At 60.8% G+C, this 12608-nt stretch carries 15 protein-coding genes and 1 pseudogene; 5 read left to right on the forward strand and 11 right to left on the reverse strand.

Annotated features, from left to right (window positions below; all coding sequences use genetic code 11):
- Positions 1-112 (forward strand): annotated as a pseudogene (locus tag JJD66_RS28195) (IS110 family transposase); the annotation flags it as partial.
- 30 nt (positions 113-142) lie between these two features.
- On the opposite strand, the gene JJD66_RS25905 reads toward JJD66_RS28195, so the two are convergent.
- Positions 143-916, reverse strand: coding sequence for an L-iditol 2-dehydrogenase (locus tag JJD66_RS25905; protein ID WP_200649354.1), 774 nt, complete (start codon positions 914-916; stop codon positions 143-145).
- Between the two features lie 254 nt (positions 917-1170).
- Between JJD66_RS25905 and JJD66_RS25910 the strand changes: the two genes are divergently transcribed.
- From JJD66_RS25910 to JJD66_RS25920, 3 genes are all read left to right on the forward strand, one after another.
- Positions 1171-2097 (forward strand): helix-turn-helix domain-containing protein, encoded by a 927-nt coding sequence (locus JJD66_RS25910; protein WP_200649355.1) that lies wholly within the window; start codon positions 1171-1173, stop codon positions 2095-2097.
- A gap of 178 nt (positions 2098-2275) precedes the next feature.
- On the forward strand, positions 2276-3226 hold the full coding sequence (locus JJD66_RS25915) for a nucleoside-specific channel-forming protein Tsx (protein WP_200649356.1): 951 nt from the start codon (positions 2276-2278) through the stop codon (positions 3224-3226).
- A 14-nt stretch (positions 3227-3240) separates the two neighbouring features.
- Positions 3241-4272 carry a purine-nucleoside phosphorylase gene (locus tag JJD66_RS25920; RefSeq protein ID WP_198861875.1) on the forward strand — a complete coding sequence of 344 codons (1032 nt, stop codon included), beginning with the start codon at positions 3241-3243 and terminating at the stop codon, positions 4270-4272.
- A gap of 151 nt (positions 4273-4423) precedes the next feature.
- Here JJD66_RS25920 and JJD66_RS25925 read toward each other — a convergent pair whose 3' ends face one another.
- The 6 genes from JJD66_RS25925 to JJD66_RS25950 form a co-directional block, all read right to left on the reverse strand.
- On the reverse strand, positions 4424-5383 hold the full coding sequence (locus JJD66_RS25925; RefSeq protein ID WP_200649357.1) for a quinone oxidoreductase family protein: 960 nt from the start codon (positions 5381-5383) through the stop codon (positions 4424-4426).
- Between the two features lie 28 nt (positions 5384-5411).
- Positions 5412-5585: a DUF1427 family protein gene (locus JJD66_RS25930; protein WP_014718843.1), complete on the reverse strand. Its 174-nt coding sequence runs from the start codon at positions 5583-5585 to the stop codon at positions 5412-5414.
- 69 nt (positions 5586-5654) lie between these two features.
- The gene (locus tag JJD66_RS25935) at positions 5655-6431 is read right to left on the reverse strand and encodes an AraC family transcriptional regulator (RefSeq protein WP_200649358.1); all 777 of its coding nucleotides are present in this window, start codon (positions 6429-6431) and stop codon (positions 5655-5657) included.
- Between the two features lie 114 nt (positions 6432-6545).
- Entirely contained in the window at positions 6546-6716 is a 171-nt protein-coding gene (locus tag JJD66_RS25940; protein WP_019816816.1) for a putative metallothionein, read from the reverse strand.
- Between the two features lie 88 nt (positions 6717-6804).
- On the reverse strand, positions 6805-7260 hold the full coding sequence (locus JJD66_RS25945) for a DMT family transporter (protein WP_003191976.1): 456 nt from the start codon (positions 7258-7260) through the stop codon (positions 6805-6807).
- 4 nt (positions 7261-7264) lie between these two features.
- Positions 7265-7753 (reverse strand): DMT family transporter, encoded by a 489-nt coding sequence (locus tag JJD66_RS25950; RefSeq protein WP_197883834.1) that lies wholly within the window; start codon positions 7751-7753, stop codon positions 7265-7267.
- Positions 7754-7874: 121 nt separating this feature from the next.
- Here JJD66_RS25950 and JJD66_RS25955 point away from each other — a divergent pair, with 121 nt between their 5' ends.
- Positions 7875-8807: a LysR family transcriptional regulator gene (locus JJD66_RS25955; protein WP_200649359.1), complete on the forward strand. Its 933-nt coding sequence runs from the start codon at positions 7875-7877 to the stop codon at positions 8805-8807.
- Between the two features lie 76 nt (positions 8808-8883).
- On the opposite strand, the gene JJD66_RS25960 is transcribed toward JJD66_RS25955, so the two are convergent.
- The 4 genes from JJD66_RS25960 to JJD66_RS25975 form a co-directional block, all read right to left on the reverse strand.
- Positions 8884-10203, reverse strand: a complete 1320-nt coding sequence (locus JJD66_RS25960; protein ID WP_054918680.1) for an Nramp family divalent metal transporter — start codon at positions 10201-10203, stop codon at positions 8884-8886.
- A gap of 42 nt (positions 10204-10245) precedes the next feature.
- Positions 10246-11799, reverse strand: a complete 1554-nt coding sequence (locus tag JJD66_RS25965) for a DUF726 domain-containing protein (RefSeq protein ID WP_106117996.1) — start codon at positions 11797-11799, stop codon at positions 10246-10248.
- 133 nt (positions 11800-11932) lie between these two features.
- Entirely contained in the window at positions 11933-12238 is a 306-nt protein-coding gene (locus JJD66_RS25970; protein WP_105226565.1) for an XRE family transcriptional regulator, read from the reverse strand.
- The gene (locus tag JJD66_RS25975) at positions 12231-12596 is read right to left on the reverse strand and encodes a type II toxin-antitoxin system RelE/ParE family toxin (protein ID WP_198715428.1); all 366 of its coding nucleotides are present in this window, start codon (positions 12594-12596) and stop codon (positions 12231-12233) included. The genes JJD66_RS25970 and JJD66_RS25975 overlap by 8 nt, the downstream gene beginning before the upstream one ends.
- Between the last annotated feature and the right edge of the window lie 12 nt (positions 12597-12608).

Below are 12608 nucleotides of genomic sequence, written 5' to 3' on the forward strand. Positions count from 1 at the left end.
TCAAGCCCTGGTCATCATCGCCCGCAAGTTAGCGCGTATCGCCTTTTCGCTCATGAAAAACCAGAGCGAGTACCAATCAAAAGCGGGTTTAGGGGCTTCCCCCCAACCATAGAATCTCCCACAGTTGGGTCAGCGTTAACCGCTAGTTCAGCCAATTGCCGCCATCGACGTTGTAGGTCTGGGCCACCACATAGTCGGCCTCCGTCGACGCTAGGAAGATCGCCATGCCAGTCAGGTCTTCAGCCGTGCCCATCCGCCCAAACGGCACCTCATCCCCTACGCGTTTTTTCTTCTCGCCAGGCGCCAGCCCTTCATGCCTGGCGAACAGCGCATCCACCCCATCCCAATGCTCGCCGTCCACCACACCAGGGGCGATAGCATTGACGTTGATGCCCTGCTTGATGAGATTCAAGCCCGCCGATTGCGTCAGGCTGATCACCGCCGCCTTGGTCGCGCAATAGACCGCCACCAACGGCTCGCCCCGCCGCCCGGCCTGGCTGGCCATGTTGATGATCTTGCCGCCATGCCCCTGGTTGATCATCTGTCGGGCTGCGGCCTGCAGGGTGAACAGGGTGCCGGCGACGTTGATCGAGAACAGTCGTTCAAAGCTGTCGCGGGTGATGTCGACGATGGGCGCCAGGTCGAACAGGGCGGCGTTGTTGATCAGGATATCGAGCTTGCCGGCGTGGCTCACCACTGTGGCGATCGCCGCGTCGATGGAGGCTTGGTCGGTGACATCCATCGCCACGGCGTAAGCCTGGGGCCCCAGTTCGGCGGCGGTGGCCTGGGCCTGCTGCAGGTTGATGTCGGCGATGGCCACGGTGGCGCCTTCAGCGATGTACGCCTGGGCGAACGCACGGCCAATGCCCCGCGCTGATCCGGTGATCAGCGCGCTTTTACCTTCGAGTCGTTTCATGGGGGATCCTGTAAAGGTTATTGCCGGTAGCCGGTGAACACCGCCGAGAACAGCTTGCCGACCTTTGTTGTTGAGCCTCGATTACAGCAGCTTGGCCTACCGCCTCACAAACGGCTGGCGAATGCGAGGCTGATACTTTTTTAACCTGAGGCACAGGATCAAAAAAGTATCAGCCTCAGGCGAAACCAGGGCTAGCGCAGCGATTGCCAGTGCGGGTATTTTGGGAAAATTGCACCACCACAAGAGGCAGCACCATGCCCGTCAGCCCCGCTACCCTGTTCGAGCATCGCCCTGCGGAGCTTGAGGTGATCCTGCCAGAACCAGAACATGGTTTTCGCTGGTTCGAACATGATTATCCTTATGAACTGGCACGCTGGAACCACCACCCTGAATTCGAAATCCACCTGATCCGCCAAGGCAGTGGCAAACTGGTGGCGGGCGACTATATCGGTGCGTTCAGCGCCGGGCATGTCGCACTGATCGGCCCTGGCCTGCCCCACGACTGGATCGGTGACCTGGCCCCGGGCGAATACCTGCACGGGCGTGATGTGGTGCTGCAATTCGACGGCGCCGCCCTGCTCGCTCTGCGCACCACCCTGCCTGAGCTCGGTGATTTACAGTCACTGTTTGCACGGGCGCGACGGGGCATCGAATTCACCGGCGAGACCGCAACGAGCGCGACACGGCTGATGGAGGCCATCGGCTGCGCCCAGGGGCTGCAACGCCTGGCCCTGTTCCTGCAATTGCTCGACACCCTGAAGAACGCACCGCCTGCACAGGCCAATACCCTGGCCAGCCCGTGCTATGCACCGACCCTGGATGCGCGCAGCGCCGAACGTATCAACAAGGCGCTTGACTACCTAATGCGGGAACTGACCGGCGATGTACGCCTGTCGGACATTGCCCGGCAACTGGACATGAGCGAACCCGGCTTTTCGCGGTTTTTCAAACGCAACACCGGCCACGGCTTTATCGACCTGATGCGCAAGTTCCGCGTGCAGCGTGCCTGCCGCTTGCTGTTGCACAGCCAAATGTCAGTGGCGGACATCTGCTTTGAGGTGGGCTACGCCAACCTGTCGAATTTCAATCGCCACTTTCGGATCGAAATGCACCAGACGCCGAGTGAGTACCGGCGGCAGGCCGCATTGCCGATGTTCACGCCCATCGCCTCTGCGCGATGACAACACTCCCACTGCTTTCCTGACCAAAGCGTCGGCTAATTGCTCTTTTTTCTAAACAGTTCAAGCCATTGACCCAAGTTGGTACAACCTGTGCAAACGTTTGCGGAACGAACTTGACCGCCAAGTTCACTCCTTCCCGTCGAATCGGGTTTAAACCGCGTAAGAATAAGGACTTTCAATGCACCCCACCTCAAAGCCTCGTGCTGGTCTTGGCGTTTCGTTGCTACTGGCTGCCGTTACGGGAGTACTCAGTGCACCCATTTTGGCGCAGGAAAAGCCCGTGGATGACTCAGCACAGGGCGAAACCCTCAGCCCTGAAGCCAACCCCCCGGCGAAAAAAGGCGTGTATCTGTCCGAGTGGTTTAACCAGGACCTCACACTGATTGGCAGCAAAGACATCAGTTTCGGCCCCAAGCCTCAAGATGACGTCTACCTGGAATACGAGTACTTCGGGCGCAAGGGCCCCTTTGAGTTGTACGGCTATATCGATGTGCCGAAGATCCTCACCATTGGTAACAGTAATGACAAAGGTGTGTGGGACCATGGCTCGCCGGTGTTCATGGAGCATGAACCGCGGATCTCCATCGACTACCTCGCAGGACGCAGCCTGGCAATTGGCCCATTCAAGGAATGGTATGTGGCCTTTGACTGGATCTATGACCACGGCAGCCGCAAGGAAAACCGCGCCAACACTCTGTACAGCGGCCTGGGCACCGATATCGACACCCACTCGCGAGTCAACCTGTCGGCCAATTTCTACGGGCGCTACCAGTGGGAAAACTACGGCGCCAGCAATGAGTATTCCTGGGACGGCTACCGAGCGCAGATGAAGTACATCGTGCCCATCGGCAAGTTCGACAACGGCGCCTCGCTGACCTACATCGGTTTCACCAACTACGATTTCGGCTCGGACCTGCACAAGGACAACCCGGCGCGCACCGCCAACTCCCTGGTGGCTACCAACGTATTGCTGTACTCGTTTACCCACCTGCGCTTTACCCTGGTCGGCCGTTACTTTCACAACGGCGGCAACTGGGAGGATGGCAGCGAGTTGAATTTCGGCGAAGGCAACTTCCGCGCACGCTCAGACGGCTGGGGTTACTACGCTGGCTTGGGCTATCAATTCTGATCAAGGAGCTGTAGATGAACGCATTGACCCGTGTCTCGCTGGCCGTCGGCCTGGCCCTATTGCCTCACGTGGTGCTGGCGGATAACCCACCACCGATCAAACCCAAGGTGATGCTGATCACCATGTTCGCCCCCGAGGCGCAAACCTGGATCGACCGCCTCGAACTTAAACAAGAGGTACGCGTTCCGGGCTTGTCCGCCGAATATCCCGTGATTCGCTGCAACACCCAAGACGTGTGCCTGCTGGTGACCGGCATGGGCCAGACCAACGCTGCCGCGTCTACCCTGGCCCTGGCCTTGTCGCCCAAGTTCGACCTGCGCCAGAGTTACTTCCTGATCGCCGGAATCGCCGGTATCAGCCCCAAGCACGGCACCATCGGCACCGCCGCCTGGGCTCATTACCTGGTGGAGTTCGGTACGCAGTGGGAGCTGGATTCACGGGATGCACCCAAGGACTGGCCGACGGGCTATATCGGGATCAACACCAAGGGCCCCAACGAAAAACCACCGTTGGACTACAAGACCGAAGTGTTTGAGCTCAACCCCAAACTGCAAGCCAAGGCATTTGCCTTGTCGCACAAGGTGGAGCTGACAGAAAGCACAGAGTCCGCCGCCTGGCGCAAACACTACCCCGCCGCCCCCGCCAACCAGCCGCCGCAAGTCACCCGCTGCGACACCCTGGCGGGCAACACCTGGTTTTCCGGTACCCGGTTGAGCGAACGTGCCGAAGTCTGGACCAAGTTGCTCACCGACAACAAAGGCGAATACTGCACCACCCAACAGGAAGACAACTCCACCTACGAAGCGCTGCTGCGCGCCAGCCGCGAAGGCTTGGTGGATATTCAGCGCCTGGCCGTGGTGCGCGCAGGTTCCGACTTTGACCGGCCTTACCCTGGCTACAGCGAAGTGGACAACCTGCTCAAGTATGCGGACCAGGGTGGGTTTGTACCGGCGCTGGAAAACCTGTACCGCACGGGCAACCCGTTGGTCCAGGCGATCGTGAAGAACTGGTCGGCGTGGGAAAAAGGCGTTCCCGAAACCGAATAAAGATCAACACTGTGGGAGCGGGCTTGCTGTGGCGAGCAAGCTTGCTTGCGCTGGGGGTGCGTAGCGCCCCCAAAAAAGCCGGCTCCAGCTGCGCTGTCGAGCGGGAGCAAGCTCCCTCGCCACAGCAAGCCCGCTCCCACATTTCTATCCATCACGGCAGGAAGATGATTTTGTCTGGGCTGCCGTTGTTCACTTCTACATAGCACTGAACACCCTCCACCAACGCCACTTCACGCAACCCTGTAGGCAGCGGCAACAGGCCTTCATCAAAGAAGCGCCCAAACGCCTCCAGCATCACCGCGCATTGTTCGCAGCTATAGAGCAAAGAGTTGATCCCCACCACCGACCCGCCCTTACGGTACAGCGCCAGGGCCGGTAACTGCACATGGCCGTCAACCGGTGCGGCGATGATGGCGATGCGGCCGAACGGTGCCAGCCCCGCCACTGCGGCAGGCAGCCAGAAACCGGTAGTGTCAAAGATCACGTCGGCGCCGCCCTTGAACACGGCCTGCACTTGCGCGCCCAGTTCCTCCGGCTTGCCCAAGGCAATCGCCTCCAGCCCTTGGGCCTGCAACAACTCGAGCTGATCGGCCTTGCGCACGGCCGCCAATACCTGCGCACCGCGTATCTTCGCCAGCGCCAAAGCCGCACTGCCGACCGCGCCGTTGGCGCCGATCACCAGCAAGCGCGTGCCCTTGCCAACGCCGCTGCGCTCCAGGGCATCCCAGGCGGTGGTATAGGGCACACCGAGGCTGGCCGCCTGGGCAAAGCTCAAGTGCGTAGGTTTGTACGCCACGCCCTTGGCTGACACGCGCAGGTATTGGGCATGGGAACCGTCAGCGAAAAAACCCAGGTCACGACCGGTGCCCCAAACCTCCTGGCCGAGCAATGCCTGCGGGCCTTCCACCACCACGCCTGCGAAGTCACGCCCAGGGATGCGTGGCAGCGTGGTGTAGGGGAAACGGCCAAGCACGTTTTTGACGTCGCTGGGGTTCAGGCCCGCCGCGTTGACCTTGACCAGCACTTCGCCGGCAGACGGTACCGGCATGGGCACCTCCACCAGGCGCAGGTGGGCGAGGTCGCCGGTGTCGGTAAATTGCAGTGCGTTCATAGAGGGCATCCGTGGAAGGGAAAAGGGATCAGGACAACCAACCACTGACCAACTGCCGCGCCATGGGCCAGAGCTTTTCGCCGAGCAGCATGCCCATCAGGCCGACCAGTGCGATAGCGGGCGGTGCAGGCGAGCGGAAGTCCAGCGCGCCGTAGATCACGCCGACAAACAGGCCGATGGCCAAGGAAATCAAATAGCTCATGGATGCTGCGCCCGGTTGATTGATGGGCTCAGTCTAGGGCGCGTCTACCGTGGGTATCGGCCAAGTGCTTCAGGATTTCGGCCATCCCCTGTACTGCGACGGTGACACTCCCAGTTCACGTCGGAACATGTCGCTGAAGCTGCTGGGCGAATAGCCCAGGGTACGCGCTATGCCGCTCACCGACTGGCCCTGGATCAACTCCGCCGCCGCCGTAGCCAACTGCACCTGACGGCGCCACTGGGCAAACCCCATGCCCAGGTGCTGCTGGAACAACCGCGCAAGGGTGCGCACACTGGCGCCCGCCGCCTCGGCGTGCTGCTCGAACGGGATGTCCAGGGAGGGCGACGCCATGACCGCCTGGCACGCATTGATCAGCCGACGATCCGCCGCTATCGGCATGGCGATGCGAATAGGCGAGCGACGTGCGCGTTGCAACTCCAACAGGGCCAGGCCCACCACAGCGTCATAGTAAACCGCATCACCGTGATCACCCTGCTCTACCAAGGTCACGATCAACTCCCGCAACAGGCGGCCCACTTCGATGACCTGCACCTGGTTGTCCAGCGTCGCCGCCAACGCCGGGCGCAGGTAGATATTACGCATCTGCAAATCGGAGACCACGCGGATCCCGTGCTCCACCCCCGGCGGCAACCACACCGCGCGCTGGGGCGGCACTACCAGGGCTTCGCGGGGCGTCTCGACCCACATCACTCCGCTCATGGCGTAGAGCAACTGGCCCCAATCGTGGCTGTGCGGCTCTACGTACAACCCACGCGGGTAGGTACGCGCCAACGGCTGCACGGGAACGGCGTGATCACTGAGGTCGGGGGGCGCGGCCAGGGCCATGGCGGGTACACATCAATCGGGTCGGGAGACCATGGTAAAGACTGGTCGCCGGCAAGCGAACTGTTTTTACTCATCCTGCAGGCACCGGGTGCCCGGGCCTGCAGGTCAATCCTGTCAACCGTGGGCTGACTTGGCGCATTCGCAACCCGTCGCCGCCGCGCAGGGTTCACCATGAGCATGGTGCTCGGCACAGCCCTGGCAGCAATAGCCCTTGCCGTCTTTCATTATTGCGTCAGCGCCCAGTACACATTTGCAGTGAGGGCAAGCACAGGTTTGATCTGGCATGGTCAGACTCCTTTTTCATGGTCGTCCGGTGCGGCGAGCGCCGCACCTTAAGCAGTGACCCTGGGCAAGCAAGCATGGTTCAGCGCCGTCAGTCGGCCCGGCGGCTATTACTGCGGTACATGAACACCAACGCCAGGGCGAGCAATAGCATGGCGAGGATACGGCTGCCCGACAGCTCGATCGCCGGGTTGCCCAGCCAGCCAAAGTTGTCGATCAGCATGCCCATGCCCAGTTGCCCGACAATCACCGCCACCGTGGCGACGGCTGTGCCGACCACAGGCACCGCGCCGACCATCACCATCATGTACACCACGCCAAACAGGGCACCGGTCAATTGCCACTTTGGCACCTCCAGCAGGCTGACGGCCTGGGCCGGTTCGAAGAAAAATATCAACAGCGCCGTGGTCAGCGCGCCCACCGCGAAGGTCAACAGACTACTGCGCAATACCCCCACCGTCTGGCCCAGACGCCCATTGATAGCGGCCTGCACACTCAGCACCGCCCCCGCTGCAATCACCACCACCAACAACATAAACAGATTCATCGCCTTAGCCTCGTGCAATCAGAACCAGAGCCGCCACAATCAACGCTAACGCGATCCAGCGGTCGCCATTGACCCGTTTGCGCGCCGTGCCGAACCAGCCGAAGTGGTCGATCAACACACTCTTGCCCACTTGGCCCGAGAGGATCGCGATCATGGTCATCGCGATGCCGATGTGCGGTGTAGCCAGGGTCAATACCACCACGTACATCGGCCCCAGAAACCCGCCGATCAGCTGCCAGCGCGGCAGTTGCGTGAAGGCCGGGCCCTTTTGCGGACCGCTGAACAGCAGCAGTAAAAACAGAATCGCCGTGCCAACACCAAAGATGCTCAACGTCGCCCACAAATGCCCGACCTGCGCGCCCAATGGCCCGAGCAACCCGGCCTCCACCGACAGGCCCATGCCCGCCAGAATTACCAACGGTAACAGCAGCAGCCGTAAAAGGTTATTGCTCGGCCTGGCCTGCGCCAAGCCTTCGGTAGAACGTGCCTGCATACATCACCCGTGTATCTCAAGAAGGGAAAAACATGGCGCGCATTATCCGGTGGCCGTGTTGTGCGATAAATGGGAATATGCGGACAACACCTTTGCGCAAAACGCACAGCCTGGAGAGATGATGCAGGGCTTGAATGAACTGAGTTTCAAGGCGCTACGCCTGTTTGTGGCCGTGCTGGACCAGGGCAGCTTTTCCGAAGTGGCCCGCCGCGAAAGCCTGGCGCCCTCCTCCATTTCGCGGCAGATTCAACTGATGGAACAGGCCGTCGGCCAGCAATTGCTCTACCGCCATACGCGCGCCGTCAGCCCCACCGAAGCCGGCCGCCTGCTGGGCCGTCACGCGCGCTTGCTACTGGAACAACTGGAGACCGCGAACCAGGCCCTGCAGGAGCAAGACAGCGAGCCCAGTGGCCTGGTGCGCATCAACGCGCCAATGGTGTTCGGCCAGCGTCACCTTTCACCCTGGCTGGGAGGGCTGTGCCGGCGTTACCCGAAGCTGCAACTGGATATCCAGCAGACCGACACCTTCGTCGACCCGCTGCAAGACGGCACCGACCTGCTGTTTCGTATCGGCGTGCTCAATGACTCGGGCATGCAGGCGCGCATCTTCGCGCCACAACGCTTTCGCATCGCAGCCAGCCCCGCCTACCTGGCCCAGCATGGCACGCCGCGCCACCCCGGCGAATTGGCCCACCACAACTGCCTGGCCTACAAAGGCATCACCGGTCAGCAGCGCTGGTTCTTCCGCCGCGGCCAGGGCGATTGGACCCCCTATAGCGTCAGCGGTCCCATCACCGGCAACCACGCCGACACCCTCACCCACGCCGCCGAACAAGGCCTGGGCCTGGTGGTGTTTCCGTCCTGGCTGATTGGCGAAAGCCTGCGCGCCGGCACCTTGCAGGCGGTGCTGAGTGAGTATGAGGTCGCGACAACCCTGGAGCCCCAACAGATCGCCGCGTTGTGGCCGGGCAGCCGCAGGCTCTCGTTGAAGGTGCGCACGGTGATCGACTATTTCGTGGAGTGTTTTGGGACGGTGCCGTATTGGGATCGGTGAGTGTGACCGCCCCCTGATGGAGCGCAAACTGTTCGAAGGCGGGGTTGAGAAAACGAGCACATGACTCAATCCTAGCTCAGAACACCCACTGCCCGATCAACCACGCATTCGCCCCACTGATCACCGCGAACAGAAACCACGCCAGCAGCCGCGTGGGTAGCCGGTTGACGAATGGCCCCATCAATTGCTTGTCGCCGGTCATGCGGATCAGCGGGTACAGCGCAAAGGGCAACTGCAGGCTCAGGACCACCTGGCTGAGAATCAGCAGCTTGCCGATGGCATCATCACCCATCAGCCATACGCCTAGAAACGCCGGGATCAACGCCAGCCCACGGGTAATCAGGCGGCGCTGCCAGCAGGGTATGCGCAGGTTAAGGTAACCCTCCATGATCACTTGGCCGGCAATGGTGCCGGTAAAGGTCGAACTCTGGCCCGAAGCCAGCAAGGCGATACCGAACAGAATGCTGGCGAAAGCACCGCCGACCAAGGGGTCGAGCAGGTGATAGGCGTCCTGGATCTCCACCACATCGGTATGGCCGGTCTTGTAGAAGGCTGCAGCCGCCAGCACCAGGATGGCGGCGTTGACCAACAGCGCCAAGGCCAGGGAGCCGATGGTGTCGATACGCGCCAGCTTGACCGCGTCCTGTTTGCTCGCCAGGTCCTTGCCGATCAGGCGGGTCTGCACGATGGAGGTGTGCAGGTAGAGGTTATGAGGCATGACCGTCGCGCCGAGAATACCGATGGCCAAGTACAACGGCGCCGCATCGCTGATAGCCGACAGTGACGGAGTGAAGCCACTGAGCACGTCGGGCCAGTAGGGTTTGATCAGCACCAGTTCGATGAAAAAGCACACGCCGATGGTGGCGACCAGCGCCAGCATAATCGCTTCCAGGCGGCGAAAACCACGATTTTGCAGGGCCAGGATCAACAGCGTATCGAAAGCAGTGATGACAATGCCGGTGGTCAGCGACACGCCCAGCAACAGGTGAAACGCCAGGGCGCAGCCGAGCACTTCGGCAAGGTCTGTGGCGATGATGGAGATTTCCGCCAACACCCATTGGGTACGAGCAGAGCGCTGGCTGTAGCGCTCACGGCACAGTTGCGCCAGGTCCTTGCCAGTGGCGATACCCAGCCGTGAACACAGGCACTGCACCGCCATCCCCGCCAGGCTAGCCAGCAGCACCACAAACAACAGGCTGTAGCCGTAGCGTGAACCGGCTTCAATGGCCGTTGCCCAGTTGCCGGGGTCCATGTAGCCGATTGAGATCAACAGGCCGGGGCCAGCGAACATCAGCACCCGTTTAAAAAACGAGGCCTTGGGATCAACAGCGACAGAGCCGGCCACTTCCGGCGGGCAGAACGGGGCGGTAGCGATTTTCGGCAGGCTGAATTTCACGCGGTATTCCAGGCAAATACACAAGACTTGGGCAGCAGCTTATCAGTCGGACGCGACCGTGCGCATCACCGTGTCTCGCGGCAGGTCAAACGCTTCCACCACTTGCACCACCAGTTCCAGTTCCTGGTTAAGGGCCTCGCGCTCCATGCGCTGGCGAATCACGCCGATCACCAGTACCGCCAGGGTGGTGATCGAATACGCCGGGCCGGAAAACGCTCGCACGCCGCTGACCAGCAACATCGCCGCAGCCAGCGCCTGGCCCACCACCGGAATCGCCGTGGCCGCACCGCGCCGCAGGATAAACCCGGTCAGCCCGGCCAACGCCGTGCCGCTCAAGGCGGTGGTGGCCGAACGCCCCAGATCGAAACGGTTGAACAGCCCCTGCTCTTTTTGTGCAGCCGCCTTGAGTTCGGCCTCGAACGCCTGGCGATCAGCGCGACTGAGTTTGTCCTTGTACTGCTCGATCAGTGTTTCTGCGACCTGCCCTTCGATCTCTGCCAGCGCCACGTGCTCAAGTGGTTGGTCGAATTTGATACCCAGGCGTTGCGCCACATCTTCGGCAATCTGGCGATAGCCCACGCCATGGCCACGGGCCAGATTCATAAAGCTATCACCGCCCATGCGCTGCAATTCGATGGCCAGTTTCAACGGCTCGCGCACACTGGCATCGATCGCGGCACTGCGCTTTTGCGCCATCAGTTCAGCAAGAAACTTCAGCTCCTCCGGCCGCGCTTGCACCAACGCCGGGTACAGGTCCACGTCCGCTTCGGCAAAACGCACTTCACTGCTGCGCGAGTCCACACGGATCATGCCGCGCCGCTCCTGCAGCAAATCGGTGTACTGCACCACCGTCTTCAACTGCGGCCAATAGGCGGCATGATCGAAGCTGGCCAGGTGCACATTGGTGACCTTGGCCTTGAGCGCGGGCGTTACGTCAATCGCATAGCGGCCAATGCAACGCTCGGTATCGGGTTTCATGGCCAGCGCCCAGTCCTTGCTGGAGTGGCAGTTGATCAACCGCCCCTTGAGCGGCGCCGACACATCATCCCAGGGGCTCGATGTACAAATCGCCCCGCCCATCAACAACAGGTTATCGAGCGGCAGTTCGCGAGCGATCTCGGGGCTGGCCAGCAAGCTCTTGACCAGGATACGCGCGCCCAGGGAGTGGCCGATCAGGTTGATGCGCCGTACCGGCAGCGACTGGTCGTGCAGGTAGCCGGCCAGCTCTGGCAATAACGTCTTGGCCACTTCATCGACCCGTGCCTCGACACTTTTGTAATGGTCGAGAAAATAGGCAATGGCCTTGCCCACGCCCACCGTCGCCGCGCCCAGGCCGCCACCGCCGAGCAGCGAGGCGAGCACGTCCTTGAACGGTGCGAACAGGTTTTCCAGAAAATGCCCCGCCGGCCAGAACAACATCAGGTTGGTCGACCCTTCGATACCGGCCAGTTGCTCCTTGAAACTGCCCAGTTGCTGACGGTTGAAGAAGGCCGAATAACCGTGAACATAGAGATTGAGCACATCCCCCTGGGGCTCGCCACACAAGACGAACGTGGGTTTGCGGGTGCGGTGCATTTCATCCCACTGGTGTTGCATGGGGCGGTGACTCCTGGCGGCAAGGGATGGCGATAGTAACAAACAGAGCCGACAAGGAAGGTGAATCCTGACCAGCGTTCGCCACGCTCAGGACAATGGGAATAGCCTGAATCTGGCGAAGAGCCCAGCTACTTCAACAGGCAAAGTTGTCAATTTTGACCTGGCCATCCGGAAAAGTGGCGATGATTTCCAGCTCGCCCCCCATCGCACGTATGTAGTCACGCAACGTGCTGATGTACATATCAGTACGACGCTCCATCTTCGAAACCGCTGCCTGGTTGATATTCAATGCCTTTGCCAGGCTTGCCTGGCTCAGTTGCTGGGCTTTGCGCAACTCATGCAGCGGCATTTCTTTCAAGTGTTGCTGAAATATCTGCTCGGCATCGGCGCGCGCCTCAGGTGTCATGCGAGCTTTCAGTTCCGCGAATTTCTTAGCCATGGTCACGGCCCTCTTTACGCAATGAGTCTAAATGTACGTCGTACAGCTTCTCTGCCAAGGGTACGTACTCGTGGTACCAACGGTGCTGTGCGGTTTTATCGCCACCTATCAGCAACACTGCACAGCGCCGAAAATCGAAGGCATACAACACCCTGTAAGGTCGCCCTGCATGCTGTACCCGCAACTCTCGCAGGTTGCCGTGCCGAGCACCCTTGATATCGCTGCTATGGGGAAAGCGCAGCCCAGGCCCGAACAGCCCCAGCAAATCAACACTGGCAGCCACCGACGATTGCTCCTTTGCATCCAAGCCATCCCACCACTCTTCGAATTCATCCGTGTATTCAACGTCCCAGACCATGCAAATATGCCA

Origin of the sequence: Pseudomonas sp. MF6751, from assembly GCF_016613265.1 — a bacterium.
Lineage (GTDB): Bacteria > Pseudomonadota > Gammaproteobacteria > Pseudomonadales > Pseudomonadaceae > Aquipseudomonas > Aquipseudomonas fluorescens_BV.